The following is a 22,862-nucleotide window of genomic DNA, read 5'->3' as shown; positions in this document are numbered from 1 at the left end:
ACTTTATTGAACTATTTGATGAAGTTTAGAACACTTACTTAAAAAAGTATCCATACCACACATATCATTATACATATCATCAAATGAGTGGAAGTGTGCATCATATACATAAACAAAAATTTCATCACCTTTTTGTAAGAAGTTTTTCTTTCCAAAATCAGCATAAGCAGTAGCCCCTGCTGCTATTAATATACCTTTTGCCTCATTAGCATTTGTCATGAATTGTGTTAACTCTTCAAGTGGTCCACAATCTTCTTGAGTGTTTAGTTTATCAATCATCCAATCTTTTAATTGTTTAAAGAAATAGCTATATGATTTTACTGCACTTGTAGTTCCATAATCATGTACAATACCATCTCTTTTTATAAATGAAGCAATATGGTATCTATTTAGTATTCCATCTTCTGTGAAGTTATCTATTTTAATAATATCTTGCGAAATACCTTTTGTATTCTCTCCCCAGTTCTTTTTTGTACTTAGTTTATTTCCATCTTGGATTCTAATAGAACAATCATTAAAAGCAGAAAAATATTTAGGAACAATATCTTTTACTTTCCCATTTTCATAAATAAAGTCACAAATAAGTGCAACTTCCGCTTCTACTTGTAGGTTATCATTTTCTCTTCCATGGGTATAAATAACTTCATCACAAATAGGATATGTTCCCAAAAATGAATCATGGCCTTTAATATAAAAAGGAAACATTCCTTTTGGTGCATCTTTTTCTTCTGTTTTAATAACTGAAAATTCATCAGCTTCCCCAGCTTCTCCTAAGTGGTTGGCAAAATTTCCAGCAACAGCAAATCCTAAATAATCTTTTAAATCGTCTAATAACATATTGAGTTTTCCTATAAAATATATCAATCTTTTTGTTGAATAAGAATATAGCATAAATCTATCTTCTTAAAGTCAAAGTTATAACTTAGTTTTTTTGTATAAGGATTATTTTAGGAGGGAGTATTATTTCAAATAAGGTTAAAAAAAGAAGTATTAATTACAAAGGCAAAAGCCTTTGTAATTAAATAGTTCTCCATTTTGCAGGACCTGTAGTGTGAATAGATACACCCTCAGTGTCGACCGCAACAGTAACTGGCATGTCTTTTACTTCAAATTCGTAAATTGCTTCCATACCAAGTTCTTCAAATGCTACAATTTTAGCATCTTTAATTGATTGAGAAATTAAGTAAGCTGCACCACCAGTTGCGATTAAATAAGTAGATTTGTACTCTTTAATTAAGTCAATAGTTGGTTGTTTTCTTTCAGCTTTACCAATCATACCCATGATACCAATTTCCATCATGTCTTTAGTAAATTTATCCATTCTTGTAGATGTAGTTGGTCCTGCTGGTCCTACTTTTTCATCTCTTACAGGATCCACAGGACCTACGTAGTAGATAAATCTATCTTTTAATTCAACACCATTTGGAAGTGGTTTACCAGCATTTTTGTACTCAACGATTTTTTTGTGAGCAGCATCTCTTGCTGTTAAAATTTTTCCAGATAATAATAAAGTATCACCTGATTTAAATTGAGATAAGTTCTCTTTTGTTAAATCTTCAATGTTAACTTTTTTTACTGTATCCATTGGAATTTCTAAATCAGGCCAGATATCTAAATCAGGCTTTTCAAATTTAGCAGCACCATTACCATCCAATTCAAAGTGAATATGTCTAGTAGCAGCACAGTTTGGAATCATAGCAACTGGTAAAGAAGCAGCGTGACATGGATAGTCTAAGATTTTAACATCTAAAACAGTAGTAACCCCACCTAAACCTTGTGCTCCAATACCAACTTTGTTAATATCTTCATAAAGTTTAAGTCTTAACTCTTCAAGAGCATTTTGAGGACCTCTTGCTTTTAATTCATGAATATCAACGTGATCCATTAAAGATTCTTTTGCTAATAACATAGATTTCTCTGGGTTACCACCAATTCCAATTCCTAAGATACCAGGAGGACACCATCCTGCACCCATTTGTCTTACATTATCCATAACCCAATCATAAATTGAATCAGATGGATTTAATACTGCAAATTTAGATTTATTTTCACTTCCTCCACCTTTAGCAGCTACTGTAATATCAATCTTATCAGAGTTATCAACACTCATGTGAATAACCGCTGGAGTATTGTTTTTAGTGTTTTTTCTCTCTCCCGCTGGGTCAGATACAACTGAGAATCTTAAAGTATTATCTGGGTCAGTATAACCTTTAGCTACACCATCATTTAAAATATCTTCTAATTCTCTTGAAATATCAAGTTTAGCATTTAAACCAACTTTTACAAAAATGTTGATTGATCCAGTATCTTGACATAAAGGTCTGTGACCCATTGCACACATTTTTGAGTTAATTAAAATTTGCCCAATAGCATTTTTTGCTGATTCTGATTGTTCCTTCTCATACGCCTCAACCATTCCTTCTACGAAATCAGTTGGGTGGTAGTATGAGATGTATTGACAGGCTCCTGCAACACTATCAATAATATCTTGTTCTGTAATAACGCTCATTTGTTCCCTTTTCTTTAGAAATTGTAATTATTATACCTATGTAATTATGAAAAAAATCTTTTTTTATTAGAACTTAACATTTTTATTTTAAAAAAGTGTTAACTCTTAACAGCTATGTAAATAATAGGTATTTTAACTAGAAATTATTAAGGAAAAAAAGGCTTTGTTATATAAGAAAAAAAATTAAGTAATTTATAAGAAGTTAATCTAAGGCAAGGCCTTAGATTAATAGTTTTAAGCGAAGAATCTTGTGTTAACTTCATCCATTAGTTTAGCACCAGAGAAGTGAGCTCTTTGTACTAATTCCCAGAAGTATCTGTAAGTTGCTCTATCGTGTAACTCACCATCATACTGGATTGGTCCCCATTCAGCATCTTGTGCAGCTAAAAGAATATTTTGTGCAGCTTCAAGTTCAGTGAAGTCTGGTTTCATAGCATCAACGATTGCTTGTACTTGTGTTGGGTAAATTGACCACATTCTCATGAATCCAAACTCGTTTCTAGCTCTCTCAGCATCTTTGTAAGTTTGGTATGGATTTTTAAGGTCAAGTGTTACATTATGACAAGGAATAACATGATTTTGAATAGCAGCTTGTGCAACTTTTGCTTTTGCAGCTCCAATTAATCTATGATCAAATTGACCTGGACTTCTCATATTAATAGCTGGAATTGCACCTTGATATCCTGATACAAAGTCCATTAAACCAAAGTCTAATACTTGTAGCCATGGTAATGTAGCGATTTTTTCTACATCTTGTAATGCACCATGAGTTTCAATTAAAATATGAATTGGAATCTCTCTTTTGATACCAGCTTTTGCAGCTACTTCTTGGATGTACTCAATTTGAGTTTTTACATCTTCATAAGAAGTTGATTTTGGTAATGTAATATATGCTAATTTTTCACCAGCACCAGGAACTAAAATATCAACATCTTGTCTCCAATCTGGATGAGAAAAATCGTGAATTCTTGTACCAGCCATTGCATAAGGATTTGCATCAGAGTTAACAACTCTAACGATCATCTGCGCATGTTCAACTTCTTTACCAGTTTCTGCTCCATCTTCACAATCACAAGTGATATCAAAAACAGGTCCTAGTTTTTTTTGCATTTCAAAACCTTTTAGGATTAGCTTTTCGCTTCCTGCAAAGTGCTCACAAGTTGGAATAATTGGTAATGATTTACCAGATTCAAATAGTGCTTCGTTTGGGTGTGTCATAATAATTTCCTTCCTTTTATTAAGTTAAATTTATTTTTTTGTTTTTTTCTTTGGGATTACAACTGTGTAATCTAAATCAAGTACAACATTTTTTAAGTACTTACCATCTTCACCTTTTGGTGACTCAATCTCATCAGGTTTTTGATTTTTAAGGGCAATTGTTCTTAATCTCAATAATCCAATATCGTCTCTTTTGTGATCAATAGTATCTATTACTTCTGTGTAAGCATAAATAGTATCTCCTGCATAAGTAGGGTTTGCATGAGCACCACTATTAATAGCATACATCCATTGAGCGTTTTGTAAACCATTAAATGAAATAGCTCTAGCCATTGATATTACAATTCCCCCATAAATTAATCTCTCACCCATAGCAGTTGTTTTCATCATGTGATCATTGAAGTGAACTTTTGCATTGTTTTGGTATAACTTAGTTGCTAAAGTATGGTCACTATTATCAATAGTAATACCTTCTGGGTGATTTAATCTTTCACCTTTTTCGTAATCTTCAAAAAAGTATTTACCACCCGTTGCATCAGTATTTACACATTTAATTTCTGGGATATTAATCTCTTCACATATAGGAGTTGATTGGGCAAAAGTTGGTATTTCTTTAATACCCGTTAAAGTTTCCTTATCTTTTTTATGAACCATAACCCATCTTTTGAAGTTTAATACTTCTTCATCTCTTTGATTAACTCCAATAGAGTGAACATAAACAACTCCACTTTTTCCATTTGAGTTTTCTTTTAAACCAATAACTGTTGAAGTCATACTTACAGTATCACCAACATAAACTGGATTAGGAAATGAAATCTCAGCATAACCTAAATTAGCAATTGCATTTAATGAAATATCTTGCACTGACTTACCAAAAGTCAAGTGGAAGTTTAATGTATCATCAATAGGTCTTTTTTCATATCCCATTTCATTTGCTACTACATCAGATGAATGTAAAGCAAATCTAGAACCAGTAAAAGCGATGTATAAAGATACATCACCTTGGCTTACTGTTCTTGGAAGTGGGTGTACTATTTTTTGACCAATTGAGAAATCTTCAAAAAAGTTTCCAATATTAATTTTAGACACTATAAGCTCCTTATTTACCAAATAGGTTTTGACCTAATGATTTATATGTTTCATATAAGGCAATCATTTTTCTAGCCCATTTAATTCTTGAACCATCAACAAGTTTATTGTTATGCATAATTACTTCTTTACCTTGTTTTTTAGCTTCTTCGTATTCATTAATCATTGCTTCATAATCTTCAACTTCTTTTTGTTTAGGAGTAAAGATATCATTAATATACTCAACTTGAATTGGGTGAATAAGTGATTTACCATCAAATCCTAAGTTAAAGGCATCTTTTGTTGAATCTTCACAAGCAAATTCATCATGAACATCAAAATGTGGTCCATCAATTACGATTTTTCCGTAAGCTTTTGCTGCTAAGGCTACTTGTGATAAGTAGTTAAACATAGCTTTTGAACCTTTTTTAATATCAATTTGAAGTCTATTAGCTAATTTATTTGAACCTGCAACTACAACAGCAACTCTTGGACTTACTGCACAAATTTCTTGAATATTTAAAACAGATAATGGCGTTTCAATCATAATCATTAAAGTTAAACTTGGATTAATTTCATCAATTAATCTAACTGCTTCTAATACATCTTCTTTTGATTCAATTTTTGAGAATAGTAAAGCGTCTAGTTCAATTTCTTTTGCAAGTTCTAAATCTTTTGCTAACTCTTCACTTCCAAGATTATTGATTCTAAGAACTCTTTCTGATTCACCAAATTTACAACCTTGTTCTTTATAAACTTGTCTTACAGTCTCTCTACCTGCTTCTCTTTGTTCTGGTAAAATTGCTTCTAAATCAAAGATTACTGAATCTGCTAAGATTGTTTTTGCTTTTTCAACATTGTGTTTATTATATGAAGGTACAAATAACATAGATCTTCTAGCTTTGTATTCAACAATCTCTTCACCTGATTCTTTTGCATGGTATAAATCATGTAAATTTTTAACTAATTGTTTTCTTAAAACTTTTCCATTTTTTGTTCTTGGATAATCACTCATTCCAAAAATCATTTTAGGAGCTTTGTATTTAGCTAAGTTATCTTGAGAGAATTTTAAAATCTCTTGCTCTTTTTCTTCACTTAATTCTTCATGTCCAATTACAGCAATAGCAACAATTACTTTATCTTTTCCAATTTCTAAACCAAAGGCAACACAATCAGCTACATCATTATGAGTTTTTACAACTCTTTCTATTTCATGTGGTGAAACTCTAAATCCAAATGTATTGATAATATCATCTTTTCTACCAATAAACCAGATGTATCCATCTTTATCTTTTTTAGCATAATCACCTGTAAAGAAGTATCCATTATGTCTAGCTTTTCTTGTTTCTTCTTCTAATTGCCAATACTCTAAGAATAATCCTGGATCATCTTCACCAATACAAATCATACCTTCTTCTTCTAATCCAACCTCTTCTAAGGTATCAGGATTTAAAAGTTTTACTGTATGTCCTGGTTGTACAAAACCTGCACTTCCTGGTCTAATAGGGTTATTTTTTGAGTGCGAAATATAGTAAGAACATTCACTCATACCAATTGCTTCATAAATGTCTTGTTTAAATCTATCTCTCCATAAACCAATCATTTCATCAGATAAATGCTCCCCCGCACTCATACAATATCTTAGTGATGGACAATCCTCTGCTGTAAATTCAGTTTTCTGAATAATTTGTCTATAAATTGTAGGTACTCCAATAAAGATAGTACATTTATGTTTTTTAATTAAATCAACCCATGTAGAAGCGTCATTTGCACCTTCATAAGCAATAACTGTATGACCATTATATAAAGGATCCATTAAAGCTGAACCTAGTACATAAGTCCAGTTAAATTTACCAGAATGCATGATTCTGTCATTTTCTTTAAAATCAAACCAATATTCAGTTGCAGGAGTTCTACCTACAAGTGATCTATGAGAGTGTAAAACACCTTTTGGATAACCTGTAGTACCTGATGTATATACTAAGTATGCAGGCTCTCCAGATTTTGATTTATAGTGATTAGGAGTTGTATCTGTTTGCTCTAAAATTTCATTTAAAGCATAAACATTCATTCCTTTTGGCACCTTTAATTCAGTAACACTATCAATACCTGCAACAATAATTGTTTTTAGGTTATCTAAGTTTTCAAGGTATGGTGTTAAATTCTCAAACATAGTTGCACTCATTACAATTGCTCTTGCTTGAGAATCTTCTGCTAAATATTTAACTTCTGAACCTGATAAAAGTGTTGAGGTAGGAACTGCAATAATTCCTGCTTTAATAGCACCAAAAAATGAAATAGGGTAAGCAAGTGAGTTTTTTAAACAAACTAATACTCTATCTCTAGCTTCAAAACCTAAACCTTGTAAGAAGTTACACACTTGGTCAGATTTTTGTGCTAAATCTTTATATGAAATTTCATCAGTACCTAATTTATCATCTTCAATAATCATAGCTGTGCTGTTTTCTTTTGCTGTTCCTACGTGAGCAGATGTACAAGCAACACCGATATTTAAGAATTCAGGTATTTCAATCTTAATATTTGAACTCATATTATAACTCCTTATTAAATTTGACCATAAGGCCAGTTTTCTTTAAATGTATGAATTGGCATTTTATTTAATACTGTTAATGCAAATAATTCATCCTCTTTTGGTAATGCTCTTAAGGCATAAGCTCTTAATAGGTTTTGTAATGACTTACCAAACATTGGTGGATCTAACATTTCACCTTCATATCTAATTGCTCCACTTAGTAGCGCATCTGCATCAATAGCTGCTTTTAAGATAGATACATCTTTTGCTATTTCTTTTGGAGATGGTGTAAATGCTACTTTACATACATTGATATGATTAGGAGTAATTACTTGTTTTCCTGTAAGACCCATAGCATACTCTTTTTTCGCGTGAGCATAAACTTGTCTTGATGCTTCATCCCCATGTAAGTCTAACCATCTTCTAATATCTTTTTTCTCTAAACAGTTATCAGGTAAAGAGTGTGGTGTTAACATTACTTCAACCCCTCCAATTACACCTGTACCTTTTACTCTTGCTTCCATAGTTAACATATTGAAGAAAGTTTCTAACTCATTAATCCATCCTGTTGGAGTGATTTTATAAGCCATTGCTTTTGAGAAGTCATGAATACCAAATACAACGTGTTTTACAGTTGAATGCTCCATTAATCTATCAGCAATTTGAAGAGATTTTGGGTGTTCAATAATTGGTTGAATAGTTAAGTTACTTCCAATAGATACTAACCAAGAAGATAAATCTCTAATCTCAGCTGAACCATAAACCTCTCCAGCTTTTGCTAAAACAATTACATCAACATATTTGTGAATTTGTTTTAACATTTTTAAATCTTCTTCATACTCATCTGTTCTAAATGGGTTGATTCTAACTGCTATTTGAAAGTTTCTTTCAGGGAACTTTGGAAGTTCTTGAATTAATAACTCTCTTGACATAGCTTTTTGTCTACAGCCATCTTCTAAGTCAAAAAGTACAGTATGTGCTTTTGTTTTATAAGCATGTTTTTGTAATCTAAGTTTTGCTTGTTCCATACTCTCGTATGTTCCATCTAATGGATTAAACTTAATTGGTGGGTAGTAAATTTGTATACCTGGCCAATATCCACCAAGTACTGGTGTTAAGTCATCATTTGCCGTTAATTTAGATAAATCTATTGCAGAAGTCATCTTACTTTACCTTTCTTTATTGTTTTGTGCTTTTATATTTGCTTCTTGTTTTTAAGCTCACTGATTATAGTTTATTAAAAACGAACGAGAAAGTTATACAGCATTTAAAATGAATTGTTTTCATATTATTTAAAATAGCAATTTTATTTAAGATTAAATTTATTTTTATAATAAAAGTAGGTATTTATGGTGCTTTCAAAGGGTAAAAATGTATAAAAAGTGTAAAAAAAGGCTAGGTTTTAACACTAAATTAAAGTGTGAAAAAAAATGAAATTTTACAAATTTTGAAATTTATTGTAAAAAAATCAGTTTTTTTCAAAATTGCATATAATAGTTTATATGTCATTTAAATAGTGAATTTCTCCAAAATATTCTTTCAAAAATGGAAGTGAAACTTCTTTGAAACTATCTTTATCTTCATATAAATTTATAAAAAAATCAAAATCAATATTTCTAGTTTCTAAGGCTTGGATAGAAAGTAAAGTATCATTTATACATCCTAGTTTTGATGGAGTAATTAAAAAAGCTTTAGCTTTAAACTCTTTTATTAAATCAATAATAAATATATCTTTTTCTATTGGAACCATAAGACCTCCAGCTCCTTCAATAATCAAAACATCACACATTTTTTGTAGCTGTTTTTGTTTTTGTTTTAAAAACTCTATATCTATAATAGTATTTTCTTTTGCCACATAAGGTGCTGCTGGAAGTTTAAACTGATAAGGAACTATATCATTTATAGTTACATCAAATTTAGGATTTAACTCTTTGACTAGTTTTAACATTTTACTTCCATCAAGTGGAGTATCAATTACTCCTGTTTCACATGGTTTAAAGTATCCTACTTTTAATCCTAAACTTGAAAAATATCTTAAAAATTTTTCACTTGCATAAGTTTTTCCTACATCTGTATTTGTAGCACTCACAAATATTGTTTTGTTTTTATAATAATCTTTTTCTTTTATCATATAATTTTCTTTTTGGTATAATTTATGTATTTTAAAAATTAAATTATATTTTATCACATAAAAGGTTTGAAGTGAGTAACGAAATAGAAATAGAATTAGATGATGAATTAGAACTAGAAGAACCAAAAAAGTTTAATGTTTTACTTTTAAATGATGATTATTCAACGATGGACTTTGTTATAGATGTATTAGTAAAAGTTTTCAGAAAGTCTGTTGATGAGGCTTCATCTATTATGATGAATATTCATAATAAAGGTAAAGAAGTTTGTGGTGTTTATACCCATGAAATAGCTGCAACAAAAGTTGCACAAGTAAAAACAATGGCAAGAGAGCAAGGCTTTCCTTTAAAAGCTATTATGGAAGAAGAGTAAAAAATGATAAGTAATGAATTAAGAAATATTTTTGCACAAGCAGTGAGCTATGCAAAAAGTAGTAAACATGAATATTTAACAAGTGAACATATTTTTTTAATGTTGCTACATGCTGAAACCATAGAAAATTTATTTATTGATTTAGGCGTTGATTCAAATAAAATCTTTGATGATACAAAAAAGTATATAGATGAGAACACACCTGTTTTACCAGAAGGGATTGAAGATGAGCCAATTGAGACTGTATCTTTAACTTCAACTATTGAGTATATGGTAGCACATACTCAAACAAGTGGTAAACAAAAAGCAAATGTAGAAGATATGTTTGTGGCACTTTTAAGAGATGAAAAATCTTATGCTTCTTATTTATTAAAAAAATTAGGAATTCAAAAAGTAGATATTCTTGAAGAAATTTCCCATAAAGATTTAGATGAAGAGGGTGAAGAATCTTCATCAAATGATGAAAGTCAAGAAAATAAAGTATTAGATAAAAACTCTACTGAATTAGTAGCTCTTGCAAAAAAAGGTGAAATTGATCCTGTAATTGGAAGGGAAAAAGAAATTTCAAGAGTAATTGAAATACTTTCAAGAAGAAAAAAGAATAATCCTATTTTAGTAGGTGAACCTGGTGTTGGTAAAACAGCAATAGCTGAGGGTTTAGCTTTAGAAATAGCAAATGAGAAAGTACCAGAATTTTTAAATAATGCAAAAGTATTTTCTCTTGATATGGGATCTATGATTGCTGGGACTAAATATAGAGGGGATTTTGAAAAGAAATTAAAATCACTTTTAAAAGAAGTAGTAAAAGTTCCTAATGCAATTTTATTTATTGATGAAATTCATACTATTGTTGGGGCAGGTTCTGTTGGTGGAAGTGCTATGGATGCCTCAAATATCTTAAAACCAATGTTAGCTAATGGTAAGTTAAGATGTATAGGAGCTACTACCTTTGCAGAGTTTAGAAATGACTTTTCTAAAGATAAAGCTTTAAGTAGAAGGTTTGCTAAAGTTGATGTTGAAGAGCCTTCAATAGAAGATTCAGTTACTATTTTAGAAGGACTTAAATCTAAATATGAAGAGTTCCATGGTATTAAGTATTCAAAAGATGCAATACACAGTGCAGTTGAACTTAGTAAGAAATATATAACTGATAGGTTTTTACCTGATTGTGCTATTGATGTTATTGATGAGGTTGGGGCTTCAAAAAAAATAGGGCTTGCTACTAATAAGACTAAAACTAAAAACAATATAAATGTTTCATCAAAAGATATAGAATTAACTATTTCTAAGATGGCACATATTCCAGCAAAAAGTGCAACAAAATCTGATCTTACTCTACTTAGAACGCTAGAGAAGAATATGCAAAAAAGAGTATTTGGTCAAGATGATGCTATTTCAGCTATTGTTCAATCTATTAAAAGAAATAAAGCAGGACTTGGACTTGATAAAAAACCAATTGGATCTTTTCTTTTTACTGGGCCTACTGGTGTTGGTAAAACAGAAGTTGCTAAAGAGTTATCAAACCAATTAGGTGTTCATTTTGAAAGATTTGATATGAGTGAATATATGGAAGCTCATACAATTTCAAGACTTATTGGAGCTCCTGCTGGGTATGTTGGGTTTGAACAAGGTGGACTTTTAACAGAAGCTATTAGAAAACATCCTCATACAGTATTATTACTTGATGAGATTGAAAAAGCACATCCTGATTTAATGTCTATTTTACTTCAAGTTATGGACAATGCTGAACTTACTGATAATAGTGGAAATAAAGCAGATTTTCAAAATGTAATTTTAATTATGACATCAAATTTAGGTGCTACAGAAGCAAATGTAATGGGATTTGCTAAAGATGATGGCTTAAATGAGAATAAAGCTATCAACAAATTCTTTGCTCCTGAGTTTAGAAATAGACTTGATAATATCGTATCTTTTGCAGCACTTAGTTCAGATGTAGTTGCTAAAGTTGCAGGTAAGTTTATAGAAGACTTGGAAGAAGCATTGGTTGATAAAAATATTAAGATTTCTATCACTGCTAAAGCTAAAAAAGAGTTAGCACTATTAGGTTATGATAAAGCTATGGGAGCTAGACCTCTTAATAGAGTAATTTCTGAAAAAATTAAAAATGTTCTTACAGATGAAATTTTATTTGGAAAGCTTAAAAAAGGCGGTCAAGTTAAGATTGATTATAAAGAAGATTTTACTTTCGAATATAAGCCACTTTAAAAAGTGGCTTTTTTTAAACTCTATATTTATTTTAAACTAGATTTAAGAATTGTTTAAAATAAAAAATGAGATAATTAGAATACACTTTGTATAACTTGTGATTTTAATGATTTTATGAAAGGAGTTTACTTTGAGATTAAATACTAATATTTCAGCTTTTATAGCTTACGAAAATTACAATACTAATAGTAGACTTTATCAAAAATCATTAGAACGAATAACAACCGGACTTAGAATAAATAGTGCAAGTGATGATCCCTCAGGTTTAGCAATAGCTGACAAATTAAGAACTCAAGCAAATTCAGTAAAACAAAGTATAGAAAATGCAAATTCTGCAATAGCTCTAACTCAAATAGCTGATAAAGCGATGGCTGAACAATCCAATATAATAGATATTATAAAAAGTAAATTAATACAAGCACGAACAGCAACAACTTCTGATGAGGGAAGAGAAGCTATACGAAAAGATATACTAAAGTATATAGAGCAACTTGATAATATCGCTACACAAACAAACTATAATGGTATTTCGCTTTTACAACAAGGAAGAGGAGATGATACTTTATCTAATGATTTATCTTTTCAAATAGGTGAAACTTCAAGTGATACTATAACTATGAAAGGTGTTAGGTCAAATAGTGCAGGACTAAATCTAAGTGCTTTAAAAAGTTTAGGAGAAGGTGCTTTAACAGCAGATATAGCAGCAACAAATATGAGTGTTGTAGATGATGCTTTGACAACTCTAAATACTTATCGTGCAGAGTATGGTTCAACTCAAAATCAATTAGAATCTTCTATAAGATATATGATGACTATGGAAACAAATTTAAGAGCTAGTGAATCTACAATAAGAGATGTGGATTATGCAAAAGAAGTTATGAATCTAAATAGACTTAAAATTGCAATGGAAGCTGGAATGTATGCAATTGCACAAGCAAATAGAATACAAGAAATTATGATTAAATACCTTTTTAGATAAATAAAGTTATTTATCTTTTATCACAATTAATATACAATAACTTTCTAAAATCTCAAAAAATTGTCACTAATTTAGTGAAATTGAAGTAAAATAAAAATTATTAATCAAGGGGTTAAATATGAAAAAAGTTTTATTAAGTTCAGCTGTTGCTTTATTATTATTTACTGGATGTACTGAAGATAAAAAAGAAGAAACAACTGCGAGTGTTGAAGTAAAGCAAGAAGTACAAGCTAAAGTTGAACCAAAAGCTGAAGAAGTTAAAAAAGCTGAGCCAACAACAAAAGAAGTTGTAGAGAAAGCTGCTGATGAAGTAAAAGCTACTGTTACAAAAGCAGCAGAAGATATCTCTAAATCAGTATCAAATGTTGCTTCTAAAGTAGCAGACGAAACTCCAAAAGTTGTAGAAGATACAGTTGCTAAAACAAAAGAAGTTGTAAATGACACTATGGAAAAAACAAAAGAAGTAGTTAAAGATGTAAGTAAAGAAGCTGCTGCTATGGTTGATTCTATGACAGAGAAAAAAGAAGAAACAAAATCATCTGTAAATGGTCAAGCTTTATTTGCTTCATGTGCTACATGTCATGGTCAAAATGGTGAAAAAGCTGCACTTGGTAAATCTCAAATTATAAAAGGTTGGGATAAGCAAAAAGTTCTTGATGCTTTAAATGGATATAAAAATGGAACTTATGGTGGAGCTATGAAAGGTGTAATGACTGGACAAGTTGCTACTAAAACTGATGCAGAAATTGACGCATTAGCTACTTATATTTCAAATTTATAAAATAAATAAAGTAGGGTTTCCTACTTTATTTTACTTCTCTAACTTATTTGTTATAATCTTCAAAAATGAAGGTTACTTTTGAATTTAAATATATTTCCTTTAGATAAATACTCTTTTAACTTTCCTAATCCTTTATATGCTAATGATGAAGGTCTTATTGCCTATGGTGGGGATTTAAATCCAAATAGAATAATAACTGCATATACAAAAGGAATTTTTCCTTGGTATAATCAAAATGATCCAATACTTTGGTGGTCTCCAAATCCTCGAATGGTATTAAAATTAGAAGATTTTAAAATTTCAAAAAGTCTTGGAAAAATCATAAATAAACAAATATATGAAATACGATTTGATACAAATTTTGAGGGAACTATTTTAGAGTGTGCAAATGCAAGGAAAGATAAAGAAGGTACTTGGATATTGGATGAAGTGATTGAAGCTTATGTAAAGTTACATAAAATGGGTTTTGCTCACTCTTTTGAAGCATATCTAGATAATAAGTTAGTAGGTGGTGGTTATGGTATTAATATAGGTGATATTTTTTGTGGAGAGTCAATGTTTTCAAAAGAAAATAACGCTTCAAAAGTGGCTTTATATTATCTAGTTAAAAGGTTAAAAACTAAAGGCTTTAAACTTATAGATTGTCAAGTACCAAGTACACATCTTCAATCTCTTGGGGCTATAAATATTTCAAGAAAAGAGTTTTTGAACTATATAGAAAACTCTATATCTAATCCTTTAGATTTTTAAATCATAAGTTCAAGTTGATTATCAAAAAATTCTCTACTTGTTGAAAGAATTTTTTTTGCTAAAGATTTTGGTTGTATTACTAAAAGGTATGGTTGCCACTTTTTAAGCTCAAATAAAATCTCATTTTCACTTGTGATATTTAAAGAAAGCTCAATGGAGCTATCATTATATTTTTTAGTGATAAGCTGAGAAGAGTTTAAAGGTCTTCTTTCAAAGTATTTTGAAACCTCTTTTTTAGCTAAAAGTTTTACTTCAAAGAAATCTTTATTGGGTTCAAACCAGACATTTATAGCCAGTCGTAGTTTTTCTATAGCTTTTGGGTTTTCTTTAAATATCTTATTTGTAGTGTTTAGAGAGTCAATATCTTTTATATAAAAAGTTTTTAGTTTATTTGATAAAATATCATTTCCATAAAGATACCAGTACCCATCAAAAGTAGTTATTTTATAAGGTTCAATGAATCTATATTTATCTTTATATTGGAACTCAACTTGGGTTTTATTTTTGATACTTTCTTGTATATTTTTTATAATATTTGTTTTATTACTTATATCTTCTATTTCAATTTTAGAAAAAATAGGAGTTTCATGTCTATTTTGTATCTTTGAAAATAATTTATTTGTGCTAGTGCTAAAAGTACTTCCCATAGATAAAGATAATTCTTTTAATATATCTAAAACCAAGTCTTCTTCAAAGCTAAGAGTTTTATCAATACTATGACCTTCTTTGACTTTCCATTTATGTCCACTTTTTTCAATAGGTAGCTTTGAGGCTAAACGTTCATTGAAATCACGTTGTATTGTTTTTGTGGATACATTGTATTCAATTGCTAAGTCTTTTACACTTAAAATTTCCCCTTCTCTTAGGCGTTGCCAAATGGAAGTTAGTCTAAAAAGTATCTTATCATAATCATGTTTTTTCATAAGTTTTTCCTAGTATAAAAACGGACATTATATTGTCTAGTAAGTATAGTAAACTTTTTATAAATATTCAAAAAGGATAAGAAATGGAACTTTTTATTTTTGTGGGGATTTTATATATGATGTATGATACATTTTTTGAAGAGGATGAGAAGTTTGTATGAAACTGTTATTTTAATATGTATTTAATTTTTTTAAAATAATAAAGTGATAAAATGATAATGCAACAAATGGAGTTAAAATGAAATACTTTGAATTAATATGCACAGCATTTATAAAAGAAGACATAGAGTTTATAAATAGTTTTGATGTAATCTCAAAATTTATAAACTTTTCTATGTTAAAAAATGAAAAACTAAAACAATTACATGAACAAAAAGGCTTTAAGGCTTATAGTTTTGGTGGGTTTTATCCCCTTGAAAAAGATAAACTATATAAGAAAGGAAAAATTTATAAGTTTATCCTTCGTTCACTTGATGAAGAATTTATAGACTTATTGTCTAGTCTTCTTCGTGAAAATATAAATAATCACTTCTTACAAATATTTGAAACAAATAAAAAAGTCGTAAAACAGTTTTTTATAACAGAATTGTATAGTGTAACACCTGTAATAGTATCACTTCCAAGACAAAAAGGTAAGAAACAGATGTTTTGGAGTATCAAAGATGATATTTTTGTCTTGCAAAAGCAACTTCAAGATAACTTACTAAAAAAATATAAGTTATTTTATGATGAAGATTTAGAAGCCACTTCGAACTTTATACAACTTTTTGAAATAAAAAACCAAAAACCTCAATCAATTTACTTTACTAAAAAAATAAATGATAACAAAGAACAAAAAGTAAGACTTTTTGGAAATAAGTTTAAAATAATAGTAAATGAAGATGAAATAAGTCAAAAACTTGCATTTGTAGCACTTGCTTGTGGCTTAGGTGAGCGCCAAAGTTATGGTGGAGGGTTTGTTCTTGGGAAGGGGATTGTATGATTTATGACTTATTAGATGTATTTAAAAAAGAGTATGAAAAGAACAAAGATAAATTAATACTTGATAATTATGTTTTAAAAGATGGATTATATGTAAAAATAAATAAAGATAATACTTTGGATTTTTATGAAGCAAAAACTATCAAGAAAGAAAAAGTTTTTACTGATTTAAATGGAATTGTGAATAGTGAAATGGAAGATTGGTTTAAAATTAGAGATTATTGTAGTAATGTAATTGAAACATCTAAATCTTATGATGCTCCTATAAAATCTATACACAACAATAATTATTTAAGTTTATTTATGAAGTCTGAAAGTCTACTCAAAGTTGATAAAAAACACTTAAGGAATAAATTATTTTTAACAGTATTAAATTTTGAAAAATTTTCTAATAAAAAAGATAAAGAAATATTAAATCAATATAAAAATGAGATAAAAAAGTTATCAAGACAAAAAGATATTGTAAGAAAGTATAATGTTTTAGATTTTAAATTAAATGAGATTATAGAAAAAGTGAAAGAATTAGAAATTAAGAATTATGTAAAGATTTTTTTTGATGAAGATATGGAGGTATATAAAAAAGAGAGTGAAATATATTTAGCATTAAAAGTTTTTAATAAAAATGATTTTAATCAAAAAATAGAAGATGAAATATTTGGACTTTCAAATGCAAATATGGGCTTAAACTCTAAAAAACCATACCTTGAAAATAAAACAAAAAAATTAAATATTCCTTTTTTGATAAAAAATAGTGATGCTTTAATGCTTAAAAAGTTTTTTGATTGGTTAAAAATACAAAACTATAGGGATGAAAAGAACATTCAAAAAGATAGATTTTTAGATGAGGAACATTTTTTCATGCAAAAACAATCAAAAAATGATGAAGCTGAAATTATTGATTTTGATTATATACCTTTAAAAAGTGATGATATAAAGAAATATTTTAAACCAATTTATGTAAAAAATTATCTTAAAGTAGAAAAAGATAAGGAACTTATATCAGATTATGAAATAAAAGAACTTTTTGTTTTAGAAAAAATAGTTGATGAACTCTTTTATAAAAAGCAATTAATTAGTAACTATTATAAAGATAGTAAAGATATAAAGGTATCTGAGTATTTATCAAAAAATTTGCAAAATATAGTTTTAACAACTAGATATGAAATGAATAACTTTTTTAGAAAATATTATAAAGATGAAAAGAGTCTTTATAAGCATATAGAAAAATATGGAAGGGATTTTATCTTTGAGTATTTAAAAGAAACAGATGAGAAAAAGATTTACTTTGCAAAACAAAAGGCAAAAGAAGCTTTAAATTTGAAATTATCATTAAAAAAATATTATAAAGGAATTGAGATGGATATAGAAAGGGAATTAGAAAATATAAGAACACTTTTAACACAAGATTCTTATCCTGCATTGAGTAAAAATGAGTTTTTATTTTTAAGTGCTCAATGGGCGTATTATTTACTTTCATTAAGTAAGGCAGATATTAAAAATAAAACTTTTTCTTTTGCAGAAAGGTATTTTAAGGCAAAAGATATAAAAAAAATACAAGATGTTTTGACTGTAGATTTAGAAAAATATAAACATGCAATTGGTCTAAATAATACAAAAGCAAAAAAAGCAATAGCTTTAATAAAATCTTATGAATCAAATGAAAAATTATTATCAGATGATAAAGATAGGTTTTTAGTAGGTTTTACAGTTGAAAATGTTTTTTATGATAAGAAAAAAGAAGAGGAGAAGTAAAATGAAAAGAGTATATGGAATAATAGGTGTAAAAGCAAAAATGGCAAATTGGAATGCAGATTTTACAGGTAGACCAAAAAGCATTAGTAATGGGGATATTTTTGGAAGTGATAAAGCTTTGAAATATCCAATGAAAAAAATGTGGTTAAATGAAAACAAAAAAGTAATGTACATAAAATCTTGGAAAGATGATGTTACTCCTAATAAATTAGGTGAAAGATATGAGTTATTATTTGAAAAAATTGATAAGAAAAAAACACTTACAAAAGATGTAATGAAAAATCTTTTTGATTGTGTTGATGTGAAAAACTTTGGAGCTACTTTTGCAGAAGAGGGACAAAATATTTCAATTACAGGTGCAGTGCAATTTGGACAGGGCTTTAATAAATTTGATGATACAAATGTAGAAGTACAAGATATTCTTTCACCTTTTGCTGATTCTACAAAAGAAGGTGCAAAACAATCTACTTTAGGTACAAAAACAACTGTAGATGAAGCACACTATTTTTATGGTTTTTCTATTAATCCAAAAGCTTATGCTGAATATAAAAGTATAGTTGAAAATAGTGAATATAAAAATGAAGATTACGAAGAGTTTAAAAAAGTAGCTTTACATAGTGCTACTGCGTATAGTACAAACTCAAAATTTGGTTGTGAAAATGAATTTGCATTATTTGTTGAATGTAAAGATGAAGATTGTTATTTACCTGATTTAAGCGATTATATTGAATTTAATAGTGATGAAAGAAGTATAAATTTAACTAATATAGAAGATATGATAAAAGATAAATATGAAAATGTAGAAGTTTATTATAATCCTTATAAGCTAAAAGTAAGTACATCTTTAAACTCATATAACATTTTCACACAAGAAAAGCTATAAAATGAAAGCTATAAGTTTTGAAATAGGTGGCAAAAGTGCCATGTTTAAAAAACCTGATGTAAATTCGTATGCCTATTTTACTTATAATAATATTCACAAACCAGCACTTTTAGGAATCCTTGGAGCAATTATTGGGCTAAAGGGTTATACTAATTTACATGATAAGAAAGCTGAACTTGCTTTAAAAATAAAAGAGTTAAAGGGAAAAGAAAAAAAACAATTACAAGATGAAAAGAGTATTTTGGATAAATCATATCCAGAGTACTATGAAAAACTAAAACATCTTAAAATATCTATAATACCTTTGGCAAAAAATGGATACTTTTCTAAAAAAATTCAAACTTTTAATAATAGTGTAGGTTATGCAAGTTTCGAACAAGGTGGAAATTTAGTAGTAAGAGAGCAATGGCTTGAAAATCCAAGATGGAAAATAATAATACTTGAAGATGAAAGCTATGAATATAAAAAAATAAAAGAGTACTTATTAAATAAAAAAGCGATTTACATTCCTTATTTAGGTAAAAATAATCATCCTGCAAATATTGAAAAAGTTGAAGAGATAGATTTAAGTGAAGAACTTTATACAGAAGAAGGACTTTATATTGATTCCTTATTTATAAAAGAGGGTAAAATTGATGGATTTGAAAGAGAAAATGAACTACCTTTTATTTTTCAAGAAGTATCTCCTATAAGTTTACAAAAAGATTTTCATTTTTATGAATATGAGACATTATGTTTTACAAATCATGAATTAGAAAACAGACCTAATAACAGTTTTTCTTATAAAAATAAAAATTATGTATTTATTTAGGAAAAAAAATGATAGATTTAAAAGAGTTTGGAGTAGATGAAACTTTCTTGGCTCATACTCCAAATGAAAGCCTTCTTTCTCACAGTAAACAAACATATAAATATTTTCAAGAGATTGTAAAAGTAAAAGGTTTAGAAGAGATTATAGATGGATTAATTTATAATATTGATAATGAACATTTTGAATTTATAAAACAGATGTTTGAGAGTGCTATTTTTTTACATGATGTGGGAAAAATAAATGGTTACTTTCAAGCTAATAAAATGAGTAATCCTCATAAAAAATTTGATAAATATCGAGGCTCTACAAGTTCATCAGAACATTCATCTTTTTCAAAAATAGAGTATCTAAAATACTATACTAAAAAATTAGAGAAAATAAAAAATAGAAAAGTGAAAAGTAAGTTAGAATTTATTTTATATTGTTTTTCTTATCACATAGCTAAACACCATGGGAAATTAAGTGCTTTTGAAGATTATGATGAAAAATGTATATCTTTTTTTACTCATATTAAAAAATATGATATAGAAGAATTTGAATTTTATATATTAAATAAACTTCTTTTTTCACTTTTAGTTTCGAGTGATTATTATGCAACAACTGAATATATGGCAGATTTACCAACTAAAAATTTTGGACTTATAAAAGATAGACAAAAGATTATAAATAGATTTGAGGACTATAAAATAATCAAAAATATAAGAAATAATGAAAATTTAGAGGGCATAAATATACTTCGTTCTAAAATGTTTTTAGAAGCAGAAGAAAATATAATAAAAAATTTTGATAAAAATATTTTTTATCTTGAAGCACCTACAGGTAGTGGTAAAACCCTTACTTCCATCAATCTTGCAATGAAGTTATTAAAAAAAGAAGAGATAAATAAAATATTTTATATATTTCCTTTTAATACTTTAGTTGAGCAAACAAAAAAGCAAATAGATGATATTTTTAAAGATGATTTAGACACATGTGTTATTAACTCAATAACACCAATAAAAGAAAAAACAGATGAAGAACAAGAAAATGAAGAAAGTAAGTATCAAAAGTCATATATGAATAGACTTTTTTTTCATAATGAACTCATTCTTACTACTCATGTATCTTTTTTTGATATATTATTTGGTACTTCTAAAGAAGAAAACTTTCCTTTATGGCAACTTGCAAATAGTGTGATAATACTTGATGAAATACAAAGTTATGATAATAAACTTTGGTCATATATGATTCAGTTTTTTTCTATATATGCAAAAGTTTTAAATATAAAAATCATAATTATGTCGGCTACTTTACCAAAGTTAGATGATTTACTAACTTCAAAAGAAAATATTTTTGTTGAATTGATTAAAAATAAAGATGAATATTTTAAAAGTAAATATTTTAAATCAAGAGTTGAGCTTGATTTTTCTTTATTGGAAGAATATAAAGAGATAAAAGAATATAAAGTTTTAATAAATAAACTTGATGAAGAGAAAAACAAATACTCAAAAATAGTCTTTGAGTTTATAAAAAAAGATAGTGCAAGAGAGTTTTTTGAAGAGATAAAAAGGAATAAGAGAAAATTTAAAGATTTTGAAATTTATGAGTTAAGTGGAGATGATAATAAAGCTACAAGAGAAAAAATAATAGCAAAGATAAAAAAAGAAAAAAATGTAAAACTTATATTAGTAGCAACTCAAGTTATAGAAGCTGGAGTGGATATTGATATGGATTTAGGTTTTAAAGATATTTCTATAATAGATAGTGAAGAACAGTTTTTAGGAAGAATAAATAGGTCATGTTTAAAATTAGATAATAAATATAAACCTAAAGTCTATTTTTTTAATAAAGATGATGAAAGTAAGATTTACAAAAAAGATAATAGATTAGAAGATAATTTAAAAAAAGAGGAATTTAGAGAAATTCTTTTAGAAAAAGATTTTAAAAAATTTTATGAAAAAGTATTTCAAAGAATAAAAAAAGATGATTCAAAAATAGAAGATGGAATACTTGGGAACTTTGAAAAGTTTAGTAAAAAAGTCCAAAAATTAAATTATAAAGAAATAAAAGAACAAATGAAACTTATTAATACTCAAAGTTTTAGACTCTATTTTCCTTTTAAACTTAACATATCAAATTGTGAAATTGATGAGTTTAAAAATAAAGAAAGTATATCTAAGTATTTAGATGATGATGGAAAATTAGATGGTCAGCTTATTTGGGAAGATTTTGAAAAGTTAAATGATATTGAAGGGTATGCAAAAAAAGAAATAGAAAAAAGAAAAATTGATTCTTTAATGCAATTTTTTACATTTAATATTACAAAATATTCAGATACTCAAACACCACCTTGTTATAGTTATACTTGTGGAGCTTATTATTTTATATCAAATTATGAAGAATTTATTGAAGATGGTAAGTTTAATAGAAAAGCATATCAGAAAAAAAATAAGGATATATTTTGGTAAACGGTACACTAATAAACTACTACTTTCACTGTAAAAGACAGTGTTATTTACATGCAAACCGTATAAACCTAGAAGATAATAGTGAAGATGTTCGAATAGGGAAAATCTTACATGAAATAAATGAAGAAAAATCTAAAAAATCTGAAATAAGTATAGAAAATATAAAAATCGACAAGCTTACAAGAGATTATTTGGTTGAGGTAAAAAAATCTGACAGTGATGTGGAGTCTGTAAAATGGCAAGTTTTACTTTATCTTTATAAACTAAAGCAAAAAGGTGTGATAAAAAAAGGCAAGATTGAGTTTATTGAGAAAAACAAACAAGATAAAAAAATACATTATATTGAACTTGATGAGCTAAGTGAAAAAAAGCTTTTAAAGATTTTGAATGAAATTGAAACTTTCATAAATCAAGATACTCCACCACAATCAAAGTTTGAGTCAAAGTGTAGAAAATGTGCTTATTATGAGTACTGTTTTATATAAAAAAGCAAAGGGTG

Annotated in this window: 19 protein-coding genes; 11 read left to right on the top strand and 8 right to left on the bottom strand. The window is 28.0% G+C overall.

What is annotated here, in order from left to right; genetic code table 11:
• Positions 1-3: 3 nt before the first annotated feature.
• The 7 genes from ACH5BK_RS06375 to bioD form a co-directional block, all read right to left on the bottom strand.
• A complete protein-coding gene (locus ACH5BK_RS06375; protein WP_404305591.1) occupies positions 4-837 on the bottom strand; it encodes a DUF5718 family protein in 834 nt (277 codons plus the stop codon).
• 181 nt (positions 838-1,018) lie between these two features.
• Complete coding sequence (locus tag ACH5BK_RS06370; protein ID WP_404305589.1) at positions 1,019-2,509, bottom strand: fumarate hydratase; 1,491 nt, start codon at positions 2,507-2,509, stop codon at positions 1,019-1,021.
• 234 nt (positions 2,510-2,743) lie between these two features.
• A complete protein-coding gene (locus tag ACH5BK_RS06365) occupies positions 2,744-3,727 on the bottom strand; it encodes an HpcH/HpaI aldolase/citrate lyase family protein (protein ID WP_404305587.1) in 984 nt (327 codons plus the stop codon).
• A gap of 30 nt (positions 3,728-3,757) precedes the next feature.
• Positions 3,758-4,816 carry a MaoC family dehydratase gene (locus tag ACH5BK_RS06360; RefSeq protein ID WP_404305585.1) on the bottom strand — a complete coding sequence of 353 codons (1,059 nt, stop codon included), beginning with the start codon at positions 4,814-4,816 and terminating at the stop codon, positions 3,758-3,760.
• A gap of 10 nt (positions 4,817-4,826) precedes the next feature.
• Positions 4,827-7,346 (bottom strand): aldolase/citrate lyase family protein, encoded by a 2,520-nt coding sequence (locus tag ACH5BK_RS06355; protein ID WP_404305583.1) that lies wholly within the window; start codon positions 7,344-7,346, stop codon positions 4,827-4,829.
• A gap of 14 nt (positions 7,347-7,360) precedes the next feature.
• A complete protein-coding gene (locus ACH5BK_RS06350; RefSeq protein ID WP_404305581.1) occupies positions 7,361-8,491 on the bottom strand; it encodes an HpcH/HpaI aldolase/citrate lyase family protein in 1,131 nt (376 codons plus the stop codon).
• 335 nt (positions 8,492-8,826) lie between these two features.
• Complete coding sequence (gene bioD, locus ACH5BK_RS06345) at positions 8,827-9,459, bottom strand: dethiobiotin synthase (RefSeq protein ID WP_404305579.1); 633 nt, start codon at positions 9,457-9,459, stop codon at positions 8,827-8,829.
• A 71-nt stretch (positions 9,460-9,530) separates the two neighbouring features.
• Here bioD and ACH5BK_RS06340 point away from each other — a divergent pair, with 71 nt between their 5' ends.
• The 5 genes from ACH5BK_RS06340 to aat all read left to right on the top strand — a co-directional run bounded on the left by ACH5BK_RS06340 (position 9,531) and on the right by aat (position 14,566).
• The gene (locus tag ACH5BK_RS06340) at positions 9,531-9,830 is read left to right on the top strand and encodes an ATP-dependent Clp protease adaptor ClpS (protein WP_404305577.1); all 300 of its coding nucleotides are present in this window, start codon (positions 9,531-9,533) and stop codon (positions 9,828-9,830) included.
• A gap of 3 nt (positions 9,831-9,833) precedes the next feature.
• Positions 9,834-12,056, top strand: a complete 2,223-nt coding sequence (gene clpA, locus ACH5BK_RS06335; protein ID WP_404305575.1) for an ATP-dependent Clp protease ATP-binding subunit ClpA — start codon at positions 9,834-9,836, stop codon at positions 12,054-12,056.
• Between the two features lie 130 nt (positions 12,057-12,186).
• Positions 12,187-13,035: a flagellin gene (locus ACH5BK_RS06330; RefSeq protein WP_404305573.1), complete on the top strand. Its 849-nt coding sequence runs from the start codon at positions 12,187-12,189 to the stop codon at positions 13,033-13,035.
• Between the two features lie 118 nt (positions 13,036-13,153).
• A complete protein-coding gene (locus ACH5BK_RS06325; protein WP_404305571.1) occupies positions 13,154-13,816 on the top strand; it encodes a c-type cytochrome in 663 nt (220 codons plus the stop codon).
• Positions 13,817-13,894: 78 nt separating this feature from the next.
• A complete protein-coding gene (aat, locus tag ACH5BK_RS06320) occupies positions 13,895-14,566 on the top strand; it encodes a leucyl/phenylalanyl-tRNA--protein transferase (protein WP_404305569.1) in 672 nt (223 codons plus the stop codon).
• Here the strand turns inward: aat and ACH5BK_RS06315 are convergent.
• Positions 14,563-15,489, bottom strand: coding sequence for a helix-turn-helix transcriptional regulator (locus ACH5BK_RS06315; RefSeq protein WP_404305567.1), 927 nt, complete (start codon positions 15,487-15,489; stop codon positions 14,563-14,565). The genes aat and ACH5BK_RS06315 overlap by 4 nt on opposite strands.
• Positions 15,490-15,727: 238 nt before the next feature.
• Here ACH5BK_RS06315 and cas6 point away from each other — a divergent pair, with 238 nt between their 5' ends.
• From cas6 to cas4, 6 genes are read left to right on the top strand one after another with little or no spacing between them, the layout of a single operon-like run.
• Positions 15,728-16,471, top strand: coding sequence for a CRISPR-associated endoribonuclease Cas6 (gene cas6, locus ACH5BK_RS06310; protein ID WP_404305565.1), 744 nt, complete (start codon positions 15,728-15,730; stop codon positions 16,469-16,471).
• Positions 16,468-18,222: a hypothetical protein gene (locus ACH5BK_RS06305; RefSeq protein ID WP_404305563.1), complete on the top strand. Its 1,755-nt coding sequence runs from the start codon at positions 16,468-16,470 to the stop codon at positions 18,220-18,222. The genes cas6 and ACH5BK_RS06305 overlap by 4 nt, the downstream gene beginning before the upstream one ends.
• A gap of 1 nt (position 18,223) precedes the next feature.
• A complete protein-coding gene (locus ACH5BK_RS06300) occupies positions 18,224-19,105 on the top strand; it encodes a type I CRISPR-associated protein Cas7 (protein WP_404305561.1) in 882 nt (293 codons plus the stop codon).
• Position 19,106: 1 nt separating this feature from the next.
• Complete coding sequence (gene cas5b / locus ACH5BK_RS06295) at positions 19,107-19,916, top strand: type I-B CRISPR-associated protein Cas5b (protein WP_404305559.1); 810 nt, start codon at positions 19,107-19,109, stop codon at positions 19,914-19,916.
• An 8-nt stretch (positions 19,917-19,924) separates the two neighbouring features.
• Positions 19,925-22,363, top strand: coding sequence for a CRISPR-associated helicase Cas3' (gene cas3 / locus ACH5BK_RS06290; RefSeq protein WP_404305557.1), 2,439 nt, complete (start codon positions 19,925-19,927; stop codon positions 22,361-22,363).
• On the top strand, positions 22,357-22,848 hold the full coding sequence (gene cas4 / locus ACH5BK_RS06285; RefSeq protein WP_404305555.1) for a CRISPR-associated protein Cas4: 492 nt from the start codon (positions 22,357-22,359) through the stop codon (positions 22,846-22,848). The genes cas3 and cas4 overlap by 7 nt, the downstream gene beginning before the upstream one ends.
• Positions 22,849-22,862: the final 14 nt, after the last annotated feature.

It is taken from the genome of Arcobacter sp. YIC-80, from assembly GCF_044841725.1.
In the GTDB taxonomy this organism is placed as follows: Bacteria; Campylobacterota; Campylobacteria; order Campylobacterales; family Arcobacteraceae; genus Arcobacter_B.
The sequence above is the reverse complement of the archived record's forward strand: the minus strand, read 5'-3'. Positions and strand labels throughout refer to the sequence as shown.

Coding starts and splice junctions, on each gene's coding strand:
- ACH5BK_RS06305 (WP_404305563.1), top strand. CDS start 16,468: ATGATTTATGACTTATTAGATGTATTTAAAAAAGAGTATGAAAAGAAC.
- ACH5BK_RS06355 (WP_404305583.1), bottom strand. CDS start 7,346: ATGAGTTCAAATATTAAGATTGAAATACCTGAATTCTTAAATATCGGT.
- ACH5BK_RS06325 (WP_404305571.1), top strand. CDS start 13,154: ATGAAAAAAGTTTTATTAAGTTCAGCTGTTGCTTTATTATTATTTACT.
- bioD (WP_404305579.1), bottom strand. CDS start 9,459: ATGATAAAAGAAAAAGATTATTATAAAAACAAAACAATATTTGTGAGT.
- cas3 (WP_404305557.1), top strand. CDS start 19,925: ATGATAGATTTAAAAGAGTTTGGAGTAGATGAAACTTTCTTGGCTCAT.
- ACH5BK_RS06365 (WP_404305587.1), bottom strand. CDS start 3,727: ATGACACACCCAAACGAAGCACTATTTGAATCTGGTAAATCATTACCA.
- ACH5BK_RS06375 (WP_404305591.1), bottom strand. CDS start 837: ATGTTATTAGACGATTTAAAAGATTATTTAGGATTTGCTGTTGCTGGA.
- ACH5BK_RS06300 (WP_404305561.1), top strand. CDS start 18,224: ATGAAAAGAGTATATGGAATAATAGGTGTAAAAGCAAAAATGGCAAAT.
- clpA (WP_404305575.1), top strand. CDS start 9,834: ATGATAAGTAATGAATTAAGAAATATTTTTGCACAAGCAGTGAGCTAT.
- ACH5BK_RS06350 (WP_404305581.1), bottom strand. CDS start 8,491: ATGACTTCTGCAATAGATTTATCTAAATTAACGGCAAATGATGACTTA.
- cas6 (WP_404305565.1), top strand. CDS start 15,728: ATGAAATACTTTGAATTAATATGCACAGCATTTATAAAAGAAGACATA.
- ACH5BK_RS06315 (WP_404305567.1), bottom strand. CDS start 15,489: ATGAAAAAACATGATTATGATAAGATACTTTTTAGACTAACTTCCATT.
- cas5b (WP_404305559.1), top strand. CDS start 19,107: ATGAAAGCTATAAGTTTTGAAATAGGTGGCAAAAGTGCCATGTTTAAA.
- ACH5BK_RS06370 (WP_404305589.1), bottom strand. CDS start 2,509: ATGAGCGTTATTACAGAACAAGATATTATTGATAGTGTTGCAGGAGCC.